General features: G+C 54.9%; 25 protein-coding genes and 1 tRNA gene. 11 read left to right on the top strand and 15 right to left on the bottom strand.

The features are described 5' to 3' along the window. Nucleotides 1-5: 5 nt before the first annotated feature. Nucleotides 6-1,811 (bottom strand): phosphogluconate dehydratase, encoded by a 1,806-nt coding sequence (gene edd, locus RCA23_RS08655; RefSeq protein WP_044049975.1) that lies wholly within the window; start codon nt 1,809-1,811, stop codon nt 6-8. A 122-nt stretch (nt 1,812-1,933) separates the two neighbouring features. Here edd and RCA23_RS08650 point away from each other — a divergent pair, with 122 nt between their 5' ends. Then, nucleotides 1,934-3,130, top strand: coding sequence for an RSP_2647 family RNA methyltransferase (locus tag RCA23_RS08650; protein ID WP_044049974.1), 1,197 nt, complete (start codon nt 1,934-1,936; stop codon nt 3,128-3,130). Further along, a complete protein-coding gene (locus RCA23_RS08645; protein ID WP_044049973.1) occupies nt 3,130-3,663 on the top strand; it encodes a PIN domain-containing protein in 534 nt (177 codons plus the stop codon). Before RCA23_RS08650 ends, RCA23_RS08645 begins: the two co-directional genes overlap by 1 nt. Here RCA23_RS08645 and RCA23_RS08640 read toward each other — a convergent pair. From RCA23_RS08640 to RCA23_RS08630, 4 genes are all read right to left on the bottom strand, one after another. Further along, entirely contained in the window at nt 3,658-4,347 is a 690-nt protein-coding gene (locus tag RCA23_RS08640; RefSeq protein WP_044049972.1) for a M48 family metallopeptidase, read from the bottom strand. The genes RCA23_RS08645 and RCA23_RS08640 overlap by 6 nt on opposite strands. 112 nt (nt 4,348-4,459) lie before the next feature. Continuing rightward, nucleotides 4,460-5,641, bottom strand: a complete 1,182-nt coding sequence (locus RCA23_RS08635) for a vWA domain-containing protein (protein ID WP_044049971.1) — start codon at nt 5,639-5,641, stop codon at nt 4,460-4,462. Between the two features lie 3 nt (nt 5,642-5,644). Beyond that, nucleotides 5,645-5,806 (bottom strand): hypothetical protein, encoded by a 162-nt coding sequence (locus RCA23_RS16515; RefSeq protein ID WP_169701376.1) that lies wholly within the window; start codon nt 5,804-5,806, stop codon nt 5,645-5,647. Nucleotides 5,807-5,860: 54 nt separating this feature from the next. Continuing rightward, nucleotides 5,861-6,700: an AAA family ATPase gene (locus RCA23_RS08630; RefSeq protein WP_044049970.1), complete on the bottom strand. Its 840-nt coding sequence runs from the start codon at nt 6,698-6,700 to the stop codon at nt 5,861-5,863. A gap of 155 nt (nt 6,701-6,855) precedes the next feature. On the opposite strand from RCA23_RS08630, the gene dksA reads away from it, so the two are divergent. Then, nucleotides 6,856-7,278: an RNA polymerase-binding protein DksA gene (dksA, locus tag RCA23_RS08625; RefSeq protein ID WP_044049969.1), complete on the top strand. Its 423-nt coding sequence runs from the start codon at nt 6,856-6,858 to the stop codon at nt 7,276-7,278. A gap of 114 nt (nt 7,279-7,392) precedes the next feature. Then, the gene (locus RCA23_RS08620; RefSeq protein ID WP_201770457.1) at nt 7,393-7,926 is read left to right on the top strand and encodes a cytochrome b/b6 domain-containing protein; all 534 of its coding nucleotides are present in this window, start codon (nt 7,393-7,395) and stop codon (nt 7,924-7,926) included. Between the two features lie 20 nt (nt 7,927-7,946). Here the strand turns inward: RCA23_RS08620 and xth are convergent, their stop codons facing one another. Both xth and RCA23_RS08610 read right to left on the bottom strand, forming a co-directional pair. Beyond that, on the bottom strand, nt 7,947-8,726 hold the full coding sequence (gene xth / locus RCA23_RS08615; protein WP_044051425.1) for an exodeoxyribonuclease III: 780 nt from the start codon (nt 8,724-8,726) through the stop codon (nt 7,947-7,949). A 54-nt stretch (nt 8,727-8,780) separates the two neighbouring features. Next, nucleotides 8,781-9,107 (bottom strand): HesB/IscA family protein, encoded by a 327-nt coding sequence (locus RCA23_RS08610; RefSeq protein WP_081870938.1) that lies wholly within the window; start codon nt 9,105-9,107, stop codon nt 8,781-8,783. A gap of 76 nt (nt 9,108-9,183) precedes the next feature. Between RCA23_RS08610 and RCA23_RS08605 the strand changes: the two genes are divergently transcribed. From RCA23_RS08605 to RCA23_RS16510, 7 genes are all read left to right on the top strand, one after another. After that, complete coding sequence (locus RCA23_RS08605) at nt 9,184-10,326, top strand: deoxyguanosinetriphosphate triphosphohydrolase (protein ID WP_044049968.1); 1,143 nt, start codon at nt 9,184-9,186, stop codon at nt 10,324-10,326. A 48-nt stretch (nt 10,327-10,374) separates the two neighbouring features. Then, nucleotides 10,375-12,120 carry an arginine--tRNA ligase gene (gene argS, locus RCA23_RS08600; protein ID WP_044049967.1) on the top strand — a complete coding sequence of 582 codons (1,746 nt, stop codon included), beginning with the start codon at nt 10,375-10,377 and terminating at the stop codon, nt 12,118-12,120. Nucleotides 12,121-12,190: 70 nt separating this feature from the next. Next, nucleotides 12,191-13,078: an SPOR domain-containing protein gene (locus RCA23_RS08595; protein ID WP_044049966.1), complete on the top strand. Its 888-nt coding sequence runs from the start codon at nt 12,191-12,193 to the stop codon at nt 13,076-13,078. A gap of 13 nt (nt 13,079-13,091) precedes the next feature. Further along, on the top strand, nt 13,092-14,087 hold the full coding sequence (locus tag RCA23_RS08590; protein ID WP_044049965.1) for a glycoside hydrolase family 3 N-terminal domain-containing protein: 996 nt from the start codon (nt 13,092-13,094) through the stop codon (nt 14,085-14,087). Next, nucleotides 14,087-14,872 (top strand): segregation and condensation protein A, encoded by a 786-nt coding sequence (locus RCA23_RS08585; RefSeq protein WP_044049964.1) that lies wholly within the window; start codon nt 14,087-14,089, stop codon nt 14,870-14,872. Before RCA23_RS08590 ends, RCA23_RS08585 begins: the two co-directional genes overlap by 1 nt. Beyond that, nucleotides 14,865-15,533 (top strand): SMC-Scp complex subunit ScpB, encoded by a 669-nt coding sequence (scpB, locus tag RCA23_RS08580; RefSeq protein WP_052377104.1) that lies wholly within the window; start codon nt 14,865-14,867, stop codon nt 15,531-15,533. Before RCA23_RS08585 ends, scpB begins: the two co-directional genes overlap by 8 nt. Further along, a complete protein-coding gene (locus RCA23_RS16510; protein ID WP_169701375.1) occupies nt 15,517-15,702 on the top strand; it encodes a hypothetical protein in 186 nt (61 codons plus the stop codon). The genes scpB and RCA23_RS16510 overlap by 17 nt, the downstream gene beginning before the upstream one ends. 33 nt (nt 15,703-15,735) lie before the next feature. Here RCA23_RS16510 and RCA23_RS08575 read toward each other — a convergent pair whose 3' ends face one another. The 8 genes from RCA23_RS08575 to RCA23_RS08545 form a co-directional block, all read right to left on the bottom strand. Beyond that, a complete protein-coding gene (locus RCA23_RS08575; RefSeq protein WP_044049963.1) occupies nt 15,736-16,809 on the bottom strand; it encodes a 2'-deoxycytidine 5'-triphosphate deaminase in 1,074 nt (357 codons plus the stop codon). 57 nt (nt 16,810-16,866) lie between these two features. Further along, nucleotides 16,867-16,943, bottom strand: a tRNA-Pro gene (locus RCA23_RS08570). A gap of 62 nt (nt 16,944-17,005) precedes the next feature. Continuing rightward, on the bottom strand, nt 17,006-17,689 hold the full coding sequence (locus RCA23_RS15995; protein ID WP_052377103.1) for a MerR family transcriptional regulator: 684 nt from the start codon (nt 17,687-17,689) through the stop codon (nt 17,006-17,008). Between the two features lie 5 nt (nt 17,690-17,694). After that, complete coding sequence (ihfA, locus tag RCA23_RS08560; RefSeq protein ID WP_044049962.1) at nt 17,695-17,997, bottom strand: integration host factor subunit alpha; 303 nt, start codon at nt 17,995-17,997, stop codon at nt 17,695-17,697. 80 nt (nt 17,998-18,077) lie between these two features. Further along, on the bottom strand, nt 18,078-19,040 hold the full coding sequence (locus RCA23_RS08555) for a beta-ketoacyl-ACP synthase III (protein ID WP_044049961.1): 963 nt from the start codon (nt 19,038-19,040) through the stop codon (nt 18,078-18,080). A 2-nt stretch (nt 19,041-19,042) separates the two neighbouring features. Next, nucleotides 19,043-20,134 (bottom strand): phosphate acyltransferase PlsX, encoded by a 1,092-nt coding sequence (plsX, locus tag RCA23_RS08550; RefSeq protein WP_081870936.1) that lies wholly within the window; start codon nt 20,132-20,134, stop codon nt 19,043-19,045. A gap of 23 nt (nt 20,135-20,157) precedes the next feature. After that, nucleotides 20,158-20,364, bottom strand: a complete 207-nt coding sequence (gene rpmF, locus RCA23_RS16260) for a 50S ribosomal protein L32 (protein ID WP_081870935.1) — start codon at nt 20,362-20,364, stop codon at nt 20,158-20,160. Between the two features lie 208 nt (nt 20,365-20,572). Beyond that, nucleotides 20,573-21,163, bottom strand: coding sequence for a YceD family protein (locus RCA23_RS08545; RefSeq protein ID WP_236631334.1), 591 nt, complete (start codon nt 21,161-21,163; stop codon nt 20,573-20,575). Between the last annotated feature and the right edge of the window lie 33 nt (nt 21,164-21,196).

Here is a 21,196-nt window from a genome sequence, read left to right as displayed (position 1 = left end):
TTTTCCTAAATTACAACGCCGGCGCCTTGCGACGCTGCGCCGGCTGTGCGCCGGAAGACAGAGAACAATTCGCGTCCCATGCCAATTTCATTGTCGCAGAGGTCTGGTTTGGCCGGGATGCGCTCCTGCCAATTCTCAGCCAATGTCTCCAGTCGCCCCGCAACAGCGTCCAAGCGCAGCATATCGCCATCTTCAATCTGGGCAATCGGTCCGCCATCGGCAGCCTCCGGCGACAGGTGAATGGCCGCAGGAACCTTGCCCGAAGCACCCGACATGCGCCCATCTGTGATCAAGGCGACCTGATGTCCCCGGTCTTGCAAGATGGCCAGGAAGGGCGTGAGATTGTGCAGTTCTGGCATGCCATTGGCTGAGGGGCCTTGGTAGCGGACAACGACAATAACATCGCGGTTCAAGGCTCCAGATTGGAACGCTTTTTTCACAGCATCTTGACTATGGAAGACCGCAGCTGGCGCTTCGATAAAGCGCCGCTCTTCGGCCACAGCCGAGATTTTCACCACGGCGCTGCCAAGATTTCCCGTTAGGTTTTGCAAGCCGCCACTGGCTTGGAACGGATCGCTGACGGGCCGCAATATTTTGTCGTTGAGACTCTGTTTTGGTGCTGGGGCATAGCCCACTGTGCCCTCGGTCAGAACTGCTTGGCGGGTAAAATTATGCAGGCCTGGACCCATGATGGTCATGACATCTTCATGCAACAGTCCAGCGTTTAACAGCTGATCGATTAAATAGGGCAGGCCCCCGGCTGCATGGAAGTGGTTCACATCCGCAAGCCCATTGGGATAGACCTTGGCCAAGAGCGGCACGATCTGCGAAATTTCGGCGAAATCCTGTGGCTCTAAGATCACCCCAGCGGCGCGGGCCATGGCAGGGATATGCAGCACGAGATTGGTCGAGCCCCCCGTGGCCATCAGGCCAACAATGCCGTTAACCCAAGCTGTTTCGTCCAGAATTTCTGCGGTTGGGATGAAGTTGCCGCCAAGGGCGGTGTTGGCCAAGACCTGCGCCGTGCCCTGCGCGGTGAGCGCGCCGCGCAGATCACTTGCAGGGGGAACGAAGCTGGCGCCGGGCAGGTGCAGCCCCATAAATTCCATCAGCATTTGATTTGAATTGGCCGTGCCGTAGAAGGTACAGGTGCCCGGCCCGTGATAGCTGGCCATTTCTGCGGCCATGAGCTCATCTCGCTCGCACAGCCCGTCGGCAAAACGTTTGCGCACTTCAGTCTTCTCGTCGTTGCTAATGCCCGATGGCATGGGGCCTGCTGGCAGAAAGACGGAGGGCAGATGCCCAAAGGTGGCCGCCGCGATCACCAAGCCAGGAACGATCTTATCACAAACGCCCAAGAAAACCGCCGCGTCAAAAGTATTGTGCGACAGGCCAATGGCGGCGGCCAGTGCAATTGTATCGCGTGAAAACAGGCTGAGCTCCATGCCAGGTTGCCCCTGTGTGACCCCATCACACATGGCCGGCACCCCGGCGGCCACCTGCGCGGTGGCACCAAGCGCGCGGGCCGCCTCTTTGATTTGCTCGGGATAGGTCTCAAAGGGCTGATGTGCGGACAGCATGTCGTTATAGGCGGTGATGATCCCGATATTTGGCGCACGCTCTTGTAGAAGCGTTGTTTTATCATCGCCCATTGCCGCATAGGCATGGGCTTGGTTGCCACAGCTGAGATGTGCACGGCGGGGCCCGTCTTTGGCGGCACGCGCTATTTTGGCCAGATAGGCGGCGCGGCTGTCTTTCGAGCGATCAACAATCTTTTGCGTAACGTCTGCCAGTTTCGGATGCAGGGGCATAGCTCTCTCCAATAATCATGTTAGCGCTATCATCACACTTCACGCCAGAAATCAATACACATATGCCCTTGTTGTTAAAGTTTCCCTGAATTAGGCCATGTCCAACCATAAAGGGGGCAGAGATGCACAGTGACCATCCGGTGATCCGATTAAAGCCTAAAACCAACGCTCAACGTCTGCGGCATGGGTTTCCGTGGGTCTATGACAATGAGTTGGTCACCGACCGCCGCACCAAGGCCATCGCGCCGGGCAGTCTGGCAATCCTACAAGATCATGGGCAAAACACACTTGGGCTGTTTGCGGTCAATCCAAATTCTAAAATTTTCGCCCGCAAAATCTCCGATGATTTGGACTGCGCGGTGGATCAGCCATGGTTTGCTCAGAAGATCGCGAAAGCCCTCGCGCTGCGCGAGGCGCTGTATAGCCAGCCCTATTATCGTTTGATACACGCAGAGGCCGATCAGCTGCCCGGGCTGATCATTGACCGTTTTTCTGATCTTTTGGTTATCCAACCGAATGCCGCTTGGGTTGACCAGCGCCTGCCGGCCTTGGTCGCAGCTTTGAGCGATATATTGAAACCGAGTTCCATTGTCGTGAATGGCGCGGGTCGGGCGCGAGTGCTGGAAGGCTTGGATGATGCACGCTATATGGCCTTGGGCGAGATGCCCTCTGACGCGATAGAAGTGGCCATGAATGGCGCGGTGTATTTTGCTGATGTGGCAGAGGGTCAGAAAACCGGGATTTTCTATGACCAGCGACCGAACCACAAATTTGTGCAGGATTTAGCCCAGGGCAAATCTGTTTTGGACGTCTTTTCCCATGTGGGTGGTTTTGGTTTGGCGGCCATGGCCAATGGTGCGGCCAATGTCACTTGTGTGGATGGCTCGCAACCGGCTTTAACTTTGGCCAGCCGTGGTGCTTTGGCCACGCGGGCTGAAACACCCTTTGAAGCGATCAAGGGCGATGCGTTTGATGTGATGGGGGCGCTGGCGGGACAGGGCAAAACCTATGAGCTTGTGATTTGTGACCCTCCGGCCTTCGCCCCGCAAAAAGCCGCGCGTGAGGCAGGTTTGCGGGCCTATGAGCGCGTGGCGCGTCTGGCCAGTGCTTTGGTGGCAGAGGGCGGCTATTTGACCCTATGCTCTTGCTCAAATGCGGCGGATATCGAACGTTTTCGTGCCGCCTCCATCCGTGGGATTGGCCGGGCTGGGCGGCAGGCGCAGTTGATTTATACCGGCGGCGCGGGTCCCGATCATCCCCATCACATGGCGCTGGCCGAATCGAGCTATCTTAAAACGCTCGTGTTTCGTATGCAGTGATGCGGGTTGTATTTGATACCTGCGTTTTGGTCCCCAGCTTTTTGCGGGCGGTATTGCTGAGCTGCGCGCGTGCGGGATATATTGAGCCGCTGGCGACACCGCGTATTTTAGAGGAATGGCGCCGGGCGGCCAAAACACCGCTCCAAAGACTTGAAGCTGAAAATGCGGTCCGGCAATTTTTGGATGATTTTCCAGAGGCCATACGCCCAGATCCTGTGGATCTTCGGCCTTTTTGGCTGCCAGATCCCGGAGATGTGCATATTTTGGCCCTGGCGGCCGTGCATCACGCGGATACGATTATCACCCATAACAAAAAAGACTTCCCGCAAGCGGAGTTGAACACCTACGGCATTACCCAGATTGATCCCGATGCCCAGCTCTTGCAGCTCTATAAGCTTCATGGGACCGCATTGATGGATCAGTTGCGCCCAGTCCTCGCTGAGGTTCAGTCCGCCCATCCGCAGATACCGGCGCTGGAGCTCTGGCGCAAAGCCTGGTTGCCGCAATTTGGCCGCAAATTCGATCGGCTATGAGGCCGTTCCAGTCCAGCGTTTTTCGTTGGCTTCAATGGCTTTGATGCGATCTTTGGTTTTGGGATGGCTTAAAAACCAAGCCGGCGTCGCACCACCATTGCCTGTCAATTGATCCAGCTTCGCGAACAGGCTTTTTTGAGGAGCCGCTCCAAGCCCCGCTTTGATCATCAAGGCAGTGGCATAGGCATCGGCCTCAAACTCATCTTTGCGCGACATCCCAGCGGCAATCATGTTCACGGCCATATTCGCGATCCAAGGGCCAACAAAGGGAATAAAGCGGTTGAGGGTCACCGCAAGCGCCGTGCGCACGGCATTTTGTCCCGAAAAATCAATCATGCGCCGCTTGGTATGGCCAAGGGCCACATGGCCCAGCTCATGGGCAATCACGGAGCTGATTTCTGCGGCCGTCACTTCGCCAGATAGAAATTTTTTCAAAAAACCTCGGGTGATGTAGATTTGCCCATCGGGGGCGGCCAATCCGTTGATTGGATCGATTTCATAGACGTTCACATGCAAGCGTTTGAGGTCCAGCGCATGGGCAAGCTTTGCGAAATGTGCTTCGAGCGCCGGATTGCGCAGGGGGTTGGACTGGGCGGCCAATGTGCGTTTGGTTTGGCTTGCCGACATGAGGTAGGTGAATAGACCCACAACCACGGCCAGACCTATGGGGATCAAGACTGACATGCTCTTTATATGGCGTAGAGGCGGTGGTCTTTCAATGCCACGCTGGGCGTGCGCGAAACCTGTGTCCCAAAAACTCGTAAAAACGTCTGGCAACCATAAATAAAACAATAATTTACGTTATTAACTTCATCCCGGCTGATATCCCATCGAGGGTCATGGGGGCCATGCGATTGTCGAAAATGCGTTGTATCATGCCGATGGATTGTGTGTAGGGCCAATATTTTTCCGGCACCGGGTTGAGCCAAACAGAATTGGGCCATTGCTCGCGTGTGCGGCGCAGCCAATCCTCTCCTGAAATGGCGTTCCAATGTTCATTTGCACCGCCTGCATAAGCGATTTCATAGGGAGACATTGAGGCATCCCCAACAAAAATGCACTTGTAATCAGGCCCATAGGTTCGGAAGAGCTCTTCGGTGGGGATTTGGGCGTCCCAGCGGCGGGCGTTGTCGCGCCAGACCCCTTCATAAAGGCAATTGTGAAAGTAATAGCTTTCGAGATGTTTGAATTCGGAACGGGCCGCGGAAAACAGCTCCTCCACCATTTTGACATGTGGATCCATTGAGCCGCCAATATCAAGAAACAAAAGGACCTTTACCGCATTGCGGCGCTCAGGTCTGGTTTGGACATCAATATAGCCGTTTTCGGCAGTTTTGCGGATGGTGGTGTCGAGATCCAATTCCTCTTGCGCCCCATCGCGGGCCCATTTGCGCAGCCGCTTCAAAGCAACTTTGATGTTGCGCGTGCCCAATTCCACATCGCCATCAAGGTTTTTAAAATTGCGTTTGTCCCAAACCTTGACTGTTCGTTGGTGGCGGCTTTCGGCTTGCCCAATTCTCACGCCTTCTGGATTGTACCCATAGGCGCCAAAAGGCGACGTGCCGGCTGTGCCCACCCATTTGCTGCCGCCCTGGTGGCGCCCTTTTTGCTCCTCCAACCGCTTGCGGAGCGTCTCCATGAGCTTGTCAAACCCGCCCAAAGCTTCAATCTCTGCTTTATCGGCTTCGGAGAGGGTTTTTTCAGCCAATTTGCGCAGCCACTCTTCTGGCAAATCCACTTGGTTCAGCATCTCTTGCGGGCTTATGTGCTCAACGCCTTCAAAGCTGGCTGCAAAAGCGCGGTCGTATTTGTCGAGATTGCGTTCATCCTTGACCAAGATGGACCGTCCCAGCAAATAGAAATGCTCCATATCATAGGTTGCCATCCCCGCTTTCACCGCCTCCAAAAAACTCAAAAATTCCCGCAGGGACACGGGAAGTTTATGGGCTCTAAGGTGATCGAAGAAGGGCAAAAACATCGGCTAGCCCATGCGCAGGATAACGATATTGGCAATCAACGCCAAAAGCCCGCCGATAATGCCACATGCGGCGCCATATTGCAGCATATCCAACAATTTACCCTTGCGTTTTGCTGCAAGCGCAGCCCCAAACATGGCCCCAAGGGCCAAGCCAAAATATGTCATCTGTCGTTCCATTCTTCAAAATAAGGCGGGGCCATAGGTCCCTGCGGGTGGGGGTTATCTTTGCGCACGCGCCATAAACGCCAAACGCTCGAAAAGATGTACGTCTTGCTCGTTTTTAAGCAATGCGCCATGCAGCCGGGGCAGGGCGTTGACCCCATCTCGGCGCAGGTCTTCGGCCGTTAGATCTTCGGCCAATAGCAGCTTGAGCCAGTCCAGCACTTCGCTTGTCGAGGGTTTTTTCTTCAACCCGGGCGTCTCGCGCACTTCGAAAAACTGTGTGAGAGCGGTTTCCAAAAGTTGCGGTTTCAGCCCGGGATGGTGCACTTCGATGATCTGGCGCAATGTGCTCGGATCTGGAAAGCTGATGTAGTGAAAAAAACATCGCCGAAGGAAGGCATCGGGCAGCTCTTTTTCATTGTTTGAGGTGATGATCACAACCGGGCGATGGCGCGCTTCAACGGTCTCGCCTGTTTCATAAACATGAAACGCCATACGGTCGAGTTCTTGCAACAGGTCGTTGGGAAATTCGATGTCAGCTTTGTCAATCTCGTCAATGAGCAAAACGACTTTTTTGTCGCTCTCAAAGGCCTGCCAAATTTTGCCTTTTTTGATATAATTTGAGACATTGCGCACCCGTTCATCGCCCAGCTGGCTGTCCCGCAACCGGCTGACCGCATCATATTCATAAAGCCCCTGTTGGGCGCGGGTGGTGGATTTGATGTTCCACTCTATCATGTCTAGGCCAAGGGCGGATGCCACCTGCCGGGCCAATTCGGTTTTACCCGTCCCAGGTTCTCCCTTGACCAAAAGGGGCCGTTCTAAGGTCACGGCGGCATTCACAGCGACCGCTAGATCATCCGCGGCGATATAGGTATCGGTGGAGGTAAATTTCACAGCACGACTCTCTACTTGTTTTTTTCGAACCTAACATGCTCTGGACGCTGTTCCAATCGCGGTTTTCTGCGTGACAAATGTATTAACGTTGGATACATCCCGCTCAAAGGTTGCATTGTGATGCGCCGCTTCGTTGAGAATAAGAGGTTTGCTATATGAAAGCCGAGGTTATTGTGCCCGATGATTATCGCCCTGCTGACGATGAGCCGTTTATGAACGACACGCAGCTTGCGTATTTCCGCCGCAAGTTACTGGACTGGAAAAGCGAATTGATGTCCGACAGCAAAGAGACAATTGAGACGCTGCAAGACAACACCCGCGCCATACCGGATATCTCAGATCGGGCGAGCGAGGAGACCGACCGGGCGCTTGAATTGCGCACGCGCGACAGGCAGCGCAAACTGGTGTCGAAAATAGATGCGGCCCTGCGCCGTATTGAAGAAGGGGAATACGGCTATTGCGAAGAGACGGGCGATCCCATCTCTCTGCGTCGCTTAGATGCCCGTCCTATCGCCACCATGAGCCTTGAGGCGCAAGAGCGTCATGAGCGGCGCGAAAAGGTCCACCGCGACGACTGAGGCGGCTTTCGGGCGTTTTCGCGACACGGTCATATTTTGGTAAATTATTGAGTGTATTCGTAATGAAGCGGGTCCAGAGTTGTCTGTGCTCCAATGCTGCGAAAGGGCTCGAAAGTGAACACAACGGACGTAGGGCAAAGCTATTCGGCCACCGGCAAATTGCTACATTGGGGCTTTATAGGTGTGTTTGCCTATGGGATTTTCAAACAAGTTGACGATTTAAACCAATTGGAAGACCCCGGTTTTCTGCGGTTTGAGTTTATCTTTGCCTGTGCTTTTCTTTTGATTTTAGCGCTGCGGCTTTGGGTCATGCGCGGGCAGGGCTCCGCGTTGCCTCAATCTGCCCCAGATTGGCAACGGGTTGCAGCAAAGCTCGTGCATTATGGCATGTATGTGGCTTTGATGATGATTGCCGTCACCGGGCTGGCCATCGGAGTGGTCTTCACGCTTGGACTGCGCGACGGGGCGCTCATGGGCTTTTGCATCGCGGCGCATGAGGCCAGCATCACGGCAAGCTACGCTCTTATCACGCTTCATGTTGCTGCGGCTGTTTATCATCGTTTTTTGCGTGATGGGGTATGGTCTGCGATGGTGCCGCTCTTCAAAGAACGGAGCAGGGACCAGGTCAAGGCAACGGATCAGGGTTGAAACGTCACCATAGAGTAGGCTTAGGCGTCGAGTGTGATCCACACCGGCACATGGTCTGATGGTTTGTCTCTCCCGCGAATGGCCGAATCTATTTCACAGGCCTGCAATAAATCAGCGCAGCTGGGTGTCAGCAAAAAATGGTCAATTCTGATCCCATTATTGCGTTGCCAGCTTCCCGCTTGATAGTCCCAAAAAGAATAATGGCCCGGCGCGGGATGCAGGCTTCGGAAGGCTTCAGTGAACCCCAGATTGACCACATCGCGAAACGCCGCGCGTGATTGCGGCAAAAACAGCGCGTCTTGAGTCCAGGCCTCGGGCTTTGCGGCATCTTCGAGCTGGGGAATGATATTGTAATCTCCCGCCATCAAAGCGGGCTCTTCAGCCGCCATCAAGGCTTCAGCGCGGGTTTTTAACCGCCGCATCCAATCAAGTTTATAGTCATATTTTGGGCCGGGCGCCGGATTTCCATTTGGCAGATACAGCCCGCAAACCCGAATGGGCCGTTTGCCGATCACTGTAGCTTCGATCCAGCGGGCCTGTTCATCACTGTCATCGCCCGGCAACCCACGGCTGATATCCTCCAAAGGCAATTTCGACAAGATTGCCACGCCGTTGAAGCTTTTCTGACCGTGAGTTTCCACCTGATAGCCCATATCCTCAAAATGCGCGCGCGGGAAATTCTCATCAACGGATTTGATCTCTTGTAGCAGCGCCACATCGGGTTGCGCTTCATTCAGCCAATCGGTCAAGGCTTGAATGCGGGCTTTGATCCCATTGATATTGAATGTCGCTATTTTCATGAGATCCATCGCAGTCTTTGAGGTTTGAGCGGGCAAAAAGCAATCGCGGTGCGATTACATCGAAAAAGAGACACCGCAGCCGCAGCTTGAAGAGGCGTTGGGATTGTCGATGACAAAGCGCGCGCCAATCAATTCTTCGCTAAAATCAATGGTCGCAGAGGCTAGAAATGGCAAGGAGACCGCGTCAATCACAACGGTTTCACCATGACCTGACAAGACCAAATCATCAGGCTTTGGCGCATCCAGCGCGATCTCATATTGAAAGCCAGAACAGCCGCCGCCCTCGACCGCGACGCGCAAGGATTTTCCCTGCGCCTGGGCGCCAATTTCGGCAAGCCGCTCAAAGGCGCGGTCGGTCACTTTGGGAGGCAGGGTCAACATTGGTAAAAAGCTCACATGACATTAACGGGTAACTCTCATATAAGCGCTGCAAGAGCAGGCGACAAGGTGGGCAATCATGACAGCAAGTTTCGCATCCAACCCGCAAGACAGCCGTGGCCGCTTGTTTGACGAGCAAGAAAGTGCCTTTCGGTCTTGTTTCCAAAGAGATAGGGACCGGATCATCCATTCCAGCGCCTTTCGGCGGCTCAAACATAAAACCCAAGTCTTTGTCGAACATGAGGGGGATTATTTTCGAACGCGTCTCACCCACTCCATCGAAGTGGCGCAAGTGGCACGGACAATCGCCGGGGCTTTGGGTCTCAACCAAGAATTGGTCGAAGCGGTATCTTTGGCGCATGACCTTGGACATACGCCCTTTGGCCACACGGGCGAGGATGCGCTGGACGCGGAAATGAAAGCCTATGGCGGCTTTGATCACAATGCCCAGGCTATACGCATCGTCACCGCATTGGAGCAGCATTATGCGCAATTTGACGGGCTGAACCTCACCTGGGAGTGCCTTGAAGGGATTGCAAAGCACAACGGCCCCGTAGCTTTGCCCCATCCGCCTGCCTTGCTCGATTATAATTTGCGGCATGATCTGGAGCTGCACAGCTATGCCAGCGCAGAGGCGCAGGTTGCGGCATTGGCCGATGATGTGGCCTATAACAACCATGATCTTCACGACGGTTTGAGGGCCGGCGTGTTTACCGACGCTCAGGCAGAGCAACTGCCCATCGTGGGTCCTGCCTATGCGGAGGTCGATCGGCTCTACGGCGGATTGGATGCCCACCGACGGCGCCATGAGGCTCTGCGCCGGGTCTTCGGGGTGATGGTCGAAGATGTCATGCGGACCAGCGCGGCGCTTTTGGCACAATCGGGGGCGACCACGGCTCAAGATATTCGTGATCTGGGTTATGCGGTTGTGCAATTTTCCCCAGAGCTGTGGCGCGACCTTAAAGTCATCCGCGGATTTTTGTTTCAAAACATGTACCGCGCGCCCCGTGTGGTTGTGCAAAGAGAACATGCAGCGCAGGTGGTGCGGGATTTGTTCGAGGTCTTCATGAGCACTCCCAAGGAAATGCCGGGGGATTGGGGCGTGCAGAGTTCGAATTTGCCCGATACAAAGGCCTGCGCGCGACTGGTGGCCGATTACATTGCTGGCATGACGGACCGTTTTGCACAACAAGAGCATGACCGGCTGTTTGCTGTGCGTTGACCTTGCGGTGAAATTTGCTAAACGTCAGCTTCACTTTGGGATGATGATATGAACCTTTTTGCCGAAATCCGTAGCCTTGTAATTGACAGCCTGCAGCAGATGCAGGCGCAAGGTGACCTGCCTGATGGGCTGAGCTTTGATGCGGTCACCGTCGAGCCGCCGCGCGATGCCGCCCATGGCGATATGGCAACCAATGCCGCAATGGTCTTGGCCAAACCCTCGAGCTGCAAGCCGCGCGACATTGCACAAAGATTGGCAACGCTGCTCTCTGCAGGCCCGCGTTTGGCGTCAGTAGAGGTGGCGGGGCCGGGGTTTTTGAACCTGCGTCTCGCTTCAACGCTTTGGGCCGATGTCTTGCGCGCAATTTTGGCCGATCCCGCGGGCTATGGCCGGGCCACAGTTGGCGCCGGCATCAAGGTGAATGTTGAATATGTCTCCGCCAACCCCACCGGTCCTTTGCATGTGGGTCACACCCGTGGGGCGGTGTTCGGCGATGCTTTGGCCTCGATGCTGGATTTTGCCGGCTATGACGTTACGCGCGAATATTATATCAATGATGGCGGCGCGCAGGTTGATGTCTTGGCACGCTCTGTCTACCTTCGCTACCTTGAGGCCCATGGCCAAGAGGTCGCCTTTGAAGATGGCACCTATCCGGGCGATTATTTGATTGCCGTGGGGCAGGCGCTGAAAGAAAAGGTCGGGGATAGCTATCTTGGGAAGGGCGAGCAATTCTGGCTTGAAGATGTGCGGGAGTTTTCGACCCTCGCAATGATGGAATTGATCCGCGAAGATCTCCTAGCCCTTGGCGTCAAAATGGATGTGTTTTACTCCGAAAAATCGCTCTACGGCACGGGCCTCATTGAGGCTGCAATTGAAGATTTGAAGTCCAAAGGATTGATTTATCAAGGGGTCTTGGAGCCGCCAAAGGGCAAGAAACCGGAAGATTGGGAGCCGCGTGAGCAAACTTTGTTTCGCTCGACCGATCACGGCGATGATGTGGACCGGCCGGTGCAGAAATCTGATGGCAGTTGGACCTATTTCGCCCCCGATATAGCCTATCACTATGACAAGGTGCAGCGCGGTTTTGACCAATTGATTGATGTCTTCGGGGCCGATCACGGGGGCTATGTCAAACGGATGAAGGCGGCGGTCTCCGCATTGTCATATGACAAAACCTCACTTGATATCAAGCTGACGCAATTGGTGAAACTGTTCAAAAACGGCGCGCCGTTCAAAATGTCGAAACGCGCAGGGACATTTGTCACTCTGCGGGATTTGGTCGATCAAGTCGGCGCTGATGCCACGCGTTTTGTCATGCTCACCCGCAAAAATGACGCGCCGTTAGATTTCGATTTCGATAAGGTGATGGAGCAGACCAAAGAGAACCCTGTGTTCTATGTGCAATATGCCCATGCTCGGATTTGCTCTGTGATGCGCAAAGCGCAGCTGGCAGGGGTTGCGGTGGAAGACGCCGTATTACAGGCGGCCGATCTTGCAGGGCTCACGGACGCCGCCGAGCTGACTTTGGCCGCGAAATTGGCCGAGTTTCCGCGACTGATTGAAATTGCCGCCCGGTCGAATGAGCCACATCGCATCGCGTTTTATCTCTATGATTTAGCTTCAGAATTCCATGCTTTGTGGAATAAAGGCAATGAACAGCCTGAACTGCGCTTTCTTCAAGAGGGCAATCTGGCCACAAGCCAAGCAAAAATTGCGCTGATTCGTGCCACTGCGGTTGTTATTTCCAACGGTTTGGGTATCTTGGGCGTGCAACCCGCGCAAGAAATGCGATAAAATGCGTCGACGCGGGTGTGAATGAGGCAGTGTCAGAAGATCTGGGCCACGACCCGGGCAGTGAGGCAACATGGCAAACGCGACCTATGAGGCGCAGGGGGACTCCGAGCGGTTCAATCCTGCAGCCTATGCGAATATAGTTGGAGCCGTTATTTCCTTAGCGGTCTTTGTTGGAATTGTCACCTGGGGGGCGCAAACTGTTCTGCGGGACAGTTCCGGTGTTCCTGTGGTGCGCGCTTTGGAAGGTCCGGCGCGGATAGCTCCTGAAGATCCCGGTGGACTTTTGGTGGCACATCAAGGTCTTACCGTAAATGAAGTGGCCGGAAGTCAAGTCATCGGTTCGGCAAATGATCCGCTGCAATTGGCCCCGCGGCCGATCAATCTGCAAGCTGAAGATCAGCCTATCCAATCGCTCTTGACCCGTGACACTGCGGCCGCTGAGGCACCTGCCTCTGCGGTGCTGCCAGAACCGATTATGGATCCTGCGGAGGCTCTTATCATTGACGAGACGGCGGAGAGCTTGGCCGCTATGCTGGCGGCTGGCACGGTCAACGGAGCTGTGACAGAGGCTCCGGCTGCCGTCATTCCGGCGTCAGCGGGCTCCGGCCTGACCCAATCGTTGCGCCCGCGGTTGCGCCCCTTTGCGGTGGTCTCCCGCCCGGCACCACGGGCCGAACCGCCAAATATCCCGGCCGGCGAGATTGTTCGCGGTGCGCCGATGGCGCAATTGGGAGCCTTTGGCAGTGCCGCCATCGCGCAGCAAGCTTGGGCCGATCTCTCCGAGCGCCATGGGGACTATTTAGTGGGTAAACCCCATGTGATTTTGCAGGCAGAGGTCGGCGGAGGCACCATTTACCGCCTGCGGGTTCATGGCTTTGCAGATCAAGAGGAGGCGCGGCGCCTGTGCACCGCGCTCAATCGGCAGAATGCAGAATGCTATTCTGTGACGATGAACTAGGGCAGGGTCTGTTATGGCCCTGTCCCCATTCATTTTTGGCTGCCGAGGCCCTTCTCTTGGGGTGCAAGAGCGCCGGTTTTTTGCAAAAGTCCAACCCTTTGGCTTTATCCTCTTTTCACGCAACCTTGAAACCCCAGCGCAAATTCGCCAACTCTGCGAAGATTTGCGCGCGGCCGTGGGCTGGCATGCGCCGGTAATGATAGATCAAGAAGGGGGGCGGGTGTCGCGTCTTGGCGCGCCGCATTGGTTCGAATTTCCGCCGGCGCTGGATCAGGCCGCCGCGCCCCAGTCTGAACGGCTGTTTTGGTTGCGGGGCCGATTGATCGCGGAGAACCTGCGCAGCTGCGGGATTGATAGCAATTGCGCCCCTCTCGGAGATATTGCCCAAGCCGACACCCATGCCGTGCTCAAAAACCGCTGCTATGGAAGCGCGCTCTCTGCGGTTGTCACCCATGCGCGCGCGCTGCATCAAGGTTTGCGGCACGGGGGCGTATCGGGCGTTTTGAAACATATTCCAGGCCATGGGCGCGCCACTTTGGACTCGCATTTGGATCTGCCACGCGTTTCTGAAGATCGTAGCCGCCTGGAGCGCCATGATTTCGAAGCCTTTCGCCAGCTCAATAGGATTGAGATGGGCATGACGGCGCATTTGGTGTTCGAAGATATAGATCCCGACCATCCGGTCACGCAGTCGGCGGCGATGATTGACATCATCCGCAAAGACATCGGATTTTCTGGTCTGTTGATGACGGATGATATTTCAATGGAAGCCTTGTCCGGTCCCTTGGATCTGCGGGGGCAAAAGGCGCTGGCGGCGGGGTGTGATATTGTTTTGCATTGTAACGGGCAGATGGATCAGATGCAGCTCTTGGCGGACAGCACCGAGGAGTTGACCGGGCCCAGTCAGATACGGGTGGCGCAGGTCTTGGCGCAACGGCCCGACGTGCAGCCTGTTGACATTCAGCAAGTGAAAGCCGAATTTGACGCACTGTTGGGTGAGTTCCGGTGATGCAAGAAGAATTATTTGACCATCAATCTGTCGCGGAACGCGTGGCGGCTGAGACACTCATCGTTGATGTCGATGGGTTCGAAGGGCCATTGGATTTGCTTTTGTCACTGTCGCGTATGCAAAAAGTGGATTTGCGCAAAATTTCTGTTTTAGATCTTGCGGTTCAATATCTTAACTTTATTGAAAAAGCGCGTGAGCTGCGCATCGAATTGGCCGCCGATTACCTCGTTATGGCCGCTTGGCTGGCTTTCTTGAAATCGCGGCTGCTCCTGCCCCCGGATCCGACTATGGCCGGCCCGACGGGGGACGAGTTGGCGGCGCATCTGGCGTTTCAACTTGAGCGGCTGCAGGCGATGCGCGATGCTGCGGCGAAATTGATGGCGCGGGACCGTTTGGGGCGTGATCGCTTTGTGCGCGGGGTGACGGAAGATGTGACACGCCGGAAGACTATGCATTACACGGCCAATCTCTTGGATTTGATGCAGGGCTATGCGCGCATCCGCACGCGCGACGATTTTCGCCCCTTTGTGATGGACCGCGACTCTGTGTTTACTATGGAACAAGCTTTGCAGCGCATGCGGGGTCTGATTGGGTTTTCGGGTCATTGGACCGATATTCTCTCCTATCTGCCCGATGGCTGGACCGATGATCCCAAAAAACGACGATCCGCCACCGCGTCAACTTTCGCGGCCTCTTTAGAGCTGGCCAAAGAAGGAAAAATCGTCATACGGCAGGATGAAATTTTCTCACCTATTCAGATCAAAAGGGCGGATCGCGATGGATGACACCCAAGAAGAAAGCCTGTTCGAGGCGCCGCCCATCGCGGAGCAAGAGCGCATGGTGGAGGCTATTTTATTTGCCTCGGCAGAGCCGGTTTCACTGCGGGAAATGGCAGGGCGGATGCCGCATGGATGCGAACCTCTGCTTGCGGTGCAGAATATACAAAAGCGCTACGAGGGCCGCGGTGTCTCTGTGGTCAAGGTTCAGGATGCCTGGGCCATCCGAACCGCGCCTGATCTGGGGTTTTTGATGCAGCGGGAGACTGTGGAAACTCGAAAACTATCGCGCGCAGCGATCGAGACTTTGGCTATTGTTGCCTATCATCAGCCCGTGACCCGCGCAGAAATTGAAGAGATCCGGGGTGTTGCTGTCAGCCGCGGCACGGTGGATCAGCTGCTCGAATTGGACTGGATCAAAATTGGTCGTCGGCGCCAGACGCCCGGTCGACCGGTCACATTTGTGGTCACTGAATCTTTTCTCGATCATTTTGGATTGGAAAGCGCCCGCGATTTGCCGGGTCTTAAAGAGCTGCGGGCCGCTGGCTTGCTTGAGAACCGCCCCGCACCAGGCGCAGAGGCTTTACCTGAGCCGCAAACGGATGCAGAATTACAAGAAAATTTATTTGATGACGCAATTGAGGAACCCGAGGATGGACCGTTATATTAATATGTTCATAAACATTGTCATTCGTCGTTTGATGACGCTTGGTATCAACAAAGGTATTGATGCTGCCACGAAAGGGCGCAAAAAGCCCGAGGATAAAGATCTCTCTGCCGACCAGAAAAAGCGCTTGAGAGACAGTGCGAATACCGCCAAACGCATGCGGCGCTTTTGAATACGCTCTGAGGGGGCAAGACCCCGCGGCTGGCTACTTAAAATGTTTCGACAGTTTTAGCCCTTGCCCTTGATAGTTTGAGGCGATCTCGCGCCCGTAAAGCTGGCTGGGTGTTTCAAGCATCGCCTCATAGACCAATCGTCCAACAACTTGCCCGTGTTCCAAGACAAAGGGCGCCTCATGGCAGCGGACTTCCAAAACCCCTCTGCTGCCCTGCCCATTGGCGGCGGCATGGCCGAATCCAGGGTCAAAAAAACCTGCGTAATGCACGCGAAACTCGCCGACCATGGCCAAATAGGGGGCCATTTCAGCGGCATATTCAGGCGGTATCGTCACGGCCTCTTGGCTCACCAATATGTAGAACGCCCCCGGGTCCAGTATAATCTGCTGATCCTCCGTGCGAATTTCTTCCCAAAAATCAGCTGGATCATAGGCGCCAATTTTGCCAAGATCGATCACGCCGGTATGCGGTTTGGCGCGATAGCCTACGAGGCCATTGCGACTGGCGCTGAGGTCCACAGAGAACCCAAGCCCATCTTGGATGACAGCCTCGCCCGAGACCAAAGGCGTTTGCGCATGCAGTTCTGTGAGCGCATCATCACTGAGCACCGCATGACCCAGGCGAAAGCGAATCTGATTGAGGCGCATGCCTGGCCGCACCAAAACTGAAAAGGAGCGGGGGCAAATTTCAGCATAGAGCGGTCCGCTATAGCCTTTGACAATTCGGTCAAACTCCTTGCCGTGATCGGTGATGGTTCGTGTCAAAAGATCCAATCGCCCGGTCGAGGATTTTGCATTGGCCACGGCCTCTATGTCTGGCGGCAGGTCGAGCCCTTCCATAAGTGGCACGAGGTAAACACATCCTTTTTCCAAGACGGCGCCTTCGGACAGGTCAATTCTATGCATTTCAAATTCGCGCAACCGCTCTGCGACTGTGGCAGCCTGTCCCGCAAGAAAGGACGCTCTGACGCGGTAGGCAGTATGTCCCAAACGCAGATCGAGCGAGGCGGGCTGCACCTGATCGTCTTGCAGCGGTTCAGAAATCGAAATCTGGCCCTGAGCAACCATAGTTTCAATCATGTGACTTGGGATGACACCTTGGCGCATTGAGGACCTCTTAAGTTCAAAAAACCGCCCATGCCATGGGGCAGGGCGGTTGTTTATTGGTCGGGCTAGCAGGACTCGAACCTGCGACCTTCCGTCCCCCAGACGGACGCGCTACCAGGCTGCGCCATAGCCCGAACATGAGGCCGTATATCAATCCCGGCGACGGGAGCAAGCCTATTATGTGTTCGAATTTCACTTATGCGCTCATCTTTGCCTGCAAGGCGCGCAATTCATCAATAATCTTTGGTGACGACCGCAAGCGGGTGTCAGTGGGCAGTTGCAGGGCCTGTGTTATCAGCCCGGCTGTGCGTGGGAAACTGGTGAGCTCTGGATCCTTGGTCGGCAAATCTGCGCCCAAACCCTTGACCGGGGCAGGATCGGGACGCATCGGCGCGACTTTTGTATCTACCGGCGGCGCCTCATCTGCCAATTCTGGAAACAACAGCAGCTGAGTGTCATCCTCAGCCCGCTCTTCGCGTGCGCCCAATACAACAGATTGGCTCAGTTTTATCGGATCAAATTGCAGATCAACCACATTTTCTGTCGGCGTGGCTGCTGTTTCTTGAGCGGCCTTGGGGGGTGGATCTGCGTGTTGTGCCGCGCTCTCAATGGCAGGCGAGAAGCTCTGCACATGTGCCACCCCCTCGACTTTCAGGAGATTTTGCACGGCTTTGATGGTCATACCCTGTTTATGAAGGAGGAATTTTATTCCCCCAAGCAAGAGCATATCTTCCAAGCGATAATATCGCCGCCCCCCTGTGCGCTGCACGGGGGCGACGGCGTCAAATTTGCTTTCCCAAAATCGCAGTACATGCGCCTGTGTTCCAAGCCATGTCGCAACTTCGCTTATGGTTCTGAAAGCATCCGGCGATTTAGCCACGTTGATTACCCTTTGTTGCCTTTGGCAACCCGGTCTTTCATCAAATGCGAGGGGCGGAAGGTCAAAACCCTACGCGGAGTGATAGGGGCCTCTTCACCCGTTTTGGGGTTGCGGCCGATACGCGCGGATTTATCGCGAATGCCGAAGGTGCCAAAGGATGAAATTTTTACAGATTCGCCAGCGACCAATGCGTCTGAAATATGCTTCAAAACAGATTCCACCAAATCGGCAGATTCATTGCGAGACAGTCCGACTTCGCGGAAAACCGCTTCACTGAGATCCATCCGTGTGAGTGTGTTCGACGCCATTTACGTTCCCCCTTGTTACTACACTGTAATTATAGAGGGATAAAAAACCTTGGCAACTAAAAGTCCTGATTTGGGGTCATTTACCAGCGAATAACCGCGGTTCCCCAGGCCAGACCGCCGCCAATGGCGCCTGTGACCACAATATCGCCTTGTTTGATGCGTTTGTCCTGGGCGGCCACTGCCATCGCAAGAGGAATAGAGGCCGCAGAGGTGTTGCCATGGTTGTTTACGGTCATAACGACTCGGTCCATAGGGACTTTGAGGCGTTTGGACATTCCTTCCAAAATGCGTTTGTTGGCCTGATGTGGTACGATCCAATCCACATCGTCCGTGGTCAGACCGGCCGCTTCAATTGCCTCAAGCGCCGTGTTTGAGAGTTTCTCGACCGCATGACGAAAAACTTCTTTGCCCTGCATCCGCAGATGCCCAGTGGTTTGCATGGATACGCCACCATCGACGTAAAGAATGTCTTTGTAGCGCCCATCCGAGCGCAATGTGGTGGCCAGAATTCCGCGGTCAGAGGTTTCATCCTCCTGCGCGGCAATTAACATGGCGCCAGCGCCATCGCCAAACAACACGCAGGTCCCGCGATCGGTCCAATCCATCAGTTTTGAAAATGTCTCCGCACCGATGACCAATATGCGACTGGCCTGGCCGCTGGCAATCATGGAATTTGCGGTGTTCAAGGCAAACAAAAATCCTGCACAGACCGCTTGAACGTCAAAGGCGAACCCGTGGTTCATACCAAGCCCATGCTGTACCATTGTGGCGGCGGAGGGGAAGGTGAGGTCGGCGGTTGAGGTTGCCAGAATAATGGCATCGACGTCCTCGACGCTGCATCCGGCATTGGCCAAAGCTGCTTGAGCGGCTTTGATGCCCATATCAGAGGTTGTTTCCCCTTCAGCGGCGAAATGGCGACGTTCGATGCCGGTGCGGCTGCGGATCCAGGCGTCATTGGTGTCCAGCGTTGCTTCAAATTCGGAGTTTTCCACCACGCGTTCGGGCAGGTAGTGGCCAATGGATTCAACAACTGCTCTGCGCATCGTTAGTTCCCGTCTTCTTCGCGGTCCTCTGCGAACCCATTGACCGAAGCTACACGCGCGGCGAGCTTGGTGCTAAACTTTGCTGAACCTAAACGATAGGCCAGGCCAACCGCCGCCGCAACTCCTGTTGCGTCAGCCGCGCCATGGGATTTTACCACCGTGCCATTGAGCCCCAAGAACACGCCGCCGTTGACCCGGCGCGGGTCTGTGGTGCGCTTGAGGCGGCTTAGCGGACCATAGGCTAAGATCGCAGAGAGTTTGGCGAGCAAATTATGTTTAAAAGATTGACGCAGGGCTGTGCCGATAAAGCTCGCGGTGCCTTCGGCGGTTTTCAGCGCAACATTGCCTGTAAATCCGTCGGTTACGATAACATCGACCCGGTCTGATGGGATATCCCCACCCTCGACAAAGCCTACGAATTCAAATTGTCCGCTCTCCGCTGACTCTTTGATGAGATCATGTGCAGCCTTCAGCTCGGCGCGGCCTTTATGCTCTTCGGTGCCAACGTTGAGAAGTCCAACTCGCGGCCGTTTCACGGCAAAACCATTGCGCGAGTAAGACGCGCCCATCAGGGCAAATTGTAACAAATCACTTTCATCTGCACGCACATCTGCGCCCACATCAAGCATTACATTGGATCCGTTTGGTCCAAAAGACGGCCAGAGAATCGCAATCGCAGGCCGGTTGATTCCTGCCAATTTACGCAGGCGCACCATTGAAATGGCCATCAAAGCGCCGGTATTGCCGCAAGAAACACAGGCATCGGCCTCTTTTTGTTTGACCGAAGTCACGGCTGACCACATTGAGGTGCCCTTGCCATGGCGCATCACTTGGCTTGGCTTGTCATCCATGGAAACGGTGCGCTCAGCATGCACAATGGTGCAAAACTCTTCGAGATTGTGCTTGTCAATCAGAGGCGCCAACACCGCTTGAGGGCCATGCACCAGAAACCGGATATTAGAATGTGTGTGCACCGCACGCAAAAGCCCGGCGATAATCACACCGGGCCCTTTGTCTCCCCCCATGGCATCGACGGATACGACAACATTCGAGTTGGTTCCGTCAGCGATGGTTTGGGTGTCCGTCATTGAGATGTATTCCCTTTGAATACGGGCGCTTATGCCGCGTCTTCGTCGAGATCTACTTCCTCAGTCGTCGCAATCACTTCGCGATCATCATAGTGACCGCAAGATGCGCAAACGTGATGCGGACGCTTCAGCTCACCGCAGTTTGTGCATTCATTAGGGTTTGCCGCAACAAGTGCGTCATGTGAGCGTCGCATGCCACGACGGCTCCGTGTAATCTTACTTTTTGGGACAGCCATGTCACAACCTCGAGCTAGGGGCGTTACGCCCTGTTAATACCGAATTTGGCGCGTCGTCGCCAAACAAAAGCACTGAGCCCAGCTCGGCACCTTAAGTGGCGCTTAATTACTTGGATTGAGTATTATTTCAAGCCCCAAACGGCGCAGATCCTATATATTTCCTACGATTTTTCAAAAAAATTCTACAAACCTCTGTTTCATCATGCAGTTACTGGAGCTTATCCTTCAAGCCTGCCAGCACGGAAAAGGGTCTGGCCGCCTCATCGGTGAGCGGCGTCACTCCGGGCGGGGCAAATTCGGCAGTTTTGAGCTCGGCCCCTTCGGCGCGGGGATAATCGGGCAAGGCAAGTGATAGAGCTTCTGAAAACACCCGTGCAAGGTCAATGACATCTTCCAATTGTTCTTCACTGTCATCCTCTGGAATTTCATGCTCGGGGCCCGAATGGCTCAAGGTGATCGGAGACTTACGGAAATTGCGGACAACTGGCGTGTCGATACGGCTGCGCACCGGGGCGAGGGTCAGGCTGCAGGCCTGCTCCACCGTCGCGCCCAATTCGCCCGACAGCCCCCAATCGCCCTTTCCGATGGGCAGAATTACTCCAGAAAACTTAATTTTTCGTAGGCTAAGCAGATCCAATTGCTCGACAATCTCGGAAATCTCCGCCTCTGAAAGGGTCAGATCGAAGTTAACGCCTCTGTTTTGCACCAGGTGTTTCAACTCGAGGCGTGGGTGAGCATGGTTTGGCCGCATCTGCGCTCCATTCTTGAATTCATATTTAGGCTTCGATAGCATAGTCATAATTGGCGAGGGCTATTCTCGCAAGACAACAGG

Source organism: Planktomarina temperata RCA23 (assembly GCF_000738435.1).
Lineage (GTDB): Bacteria > Pseudomonadota > Alphaproteobacteria > Rhodobacterales > Rhodobacteraceae > Planktomarina > Planktomarina temperata.
This window is presented reverse-complemented; position numbering and strand designations above follow the sequence as displayed.

Excerpts from the sequence above, each read along its gene's own strand:
- RCA23_RS08650 (WP_044049974.1), top strand. The coding sequence starts at position 1,934 with ATGCACAGTGACCATCCGGTGATCCGATTAAAGCCTAAAACCAACGCT.
- RCA23_RS16510 (WP_169701375.1), top strand. The coding sequence starts at position 15,517 with ATGGACCGTTATATTAATATGTTCATAAACATTGTCATTCGTCGTTTG.
- RCA23_RS08590 (WP_044049965.1), top strand. The coding sequence starts at position 13,092 with ATGGCCCTGTCCCCATTCATTTTTGGCTGCCGAGGCCCTTCTCTTGGG.
- scpB (WP_052377104.1), top strand. The coding sequence starts at position 14,865 with ATGGATGACACCCAAGAAGAAAGCCTGTTCGAGGCGCCGCCCATCGCG.
- RCA23_RS08605 (WP_044049968.1), top strand. The coding sequence starts at position 9,184 with ATGACAGCAAGTTTCGCATCCAACCCGCAAGACAGCCGTGGCCGCTTG.
- RCA23_RS08545 (WP_236631334.1), bottom strand. The coding sequence starts at position 21,163 with ATGACTATGCTATCGAAGCCTAAATATGAATTCAAGAATGGAGCGCAG.
- argS (WP_044049967.1), top strand. The coding sequence starts at position 10,375 with ATGAACCTTTTTGCCGAAATCCGTAGCCTTGTAATTGACAGCCTGCAG.
- rpmF (WP_081870935.1), bottom strand. The coding sequence starts at position 20,364 with ATGGCTGTCCCAAAAAGTAAGATTACACGGAGCCGTCGTGGCATGCGA.
- RCA23_RS08635 (WP_044049971.1), bottom strand. The coding sequence starts at position 5,641 with ATGTTTTTGCCCTTCTTCGATCACCTTAGAGCCCATAAACTTCCCGTG.
- ihfA (WP_044049962.1), bottom strand. The coding sequence starts at position 17,997 with ATGGCGTCGAACACACTCACACGGATGGATCTCAGTGAAGCGGTTTTC.
- RCA23_RS08645 (WP_044049973.1), top strand. The coding sequence starts at position 3,130 with ATGCGGGTTGTATTTGATACCTGCGTTTTGGTCCCCAGCTTTTTGCGG.
- RCA23_RS08555 (WP_044049961.1), bottom strand. The coding sequence starts at position 19,040 with ATGCGCAGAGCAGTTGTTGAATCCATTGGCCACTACCTGCCCGAACGC.
- RCA23_RS08595 (WP_044049966.1), top strand. The coding sequence starts at position 12,191 with ATGGCAAACGCGACCTATGAGGCGCAGGGGGACTCCGAGCGGTTCAAT.
- RCA23_RS16515 (WP_169701376.1), bottom strand. The coding sequence starts at position 5,806 with ATGACATATTTTGGCTTGGCCCTTGGGGCCATGTTTGGGGCTGCGCTT.
- RCA23_RS08575 (WP_044049963.1), bottom strand. The coding sequence starts at position 16,809 with ATGCGCCAAGGTGTCATCCCAAGTCACATGATTGAAACTATGGTTGCT.
- edd (WP_044049975.1), bottom strand. The coding sequence starts at position 1,811 with ATGCCCCTGCATCCGAAACTGGCAGACGTTACGCAAAAGATTGTTGAT.
- dksA (WP_044049969.1), top strand. The coding sequence starts at position 6,856 with ATGAAAGCCGAGGTTATTGTGCCCGATGATTATCGCCCTGCTGACGAT.
- RCA23_RS08640 (WP_044049972.1), bottom strand. The coding sequence starts at position 4,347 with ATGTCAGTCTTGATCCCCATAGGTCTGGCCGTGGTTGTGGGTCTATTC.
- xth (WP_044051425.1), bottom strand. The coding sequence starts at position 8,726 with ATGAAAATAGCGACATTCAATATCAATGGGATCAAAGCCCGCATTCAA.
- RCA23_RS08610 (WP_081870938.1), bottom strand. The coding sequence starts at position 9,107 with ATGTTGACCCTGCCTCCCAAAGTGACCGACCGCGCCTTTGAGCGGCTT.
- RCA23_RS08585 (WP_044049964.1), top strand. The coding sequence starts at position 14,087 with ATGCAAGAAGAATTATTTGACCATCAATCTGTCGCGGAACGCGTGGCG.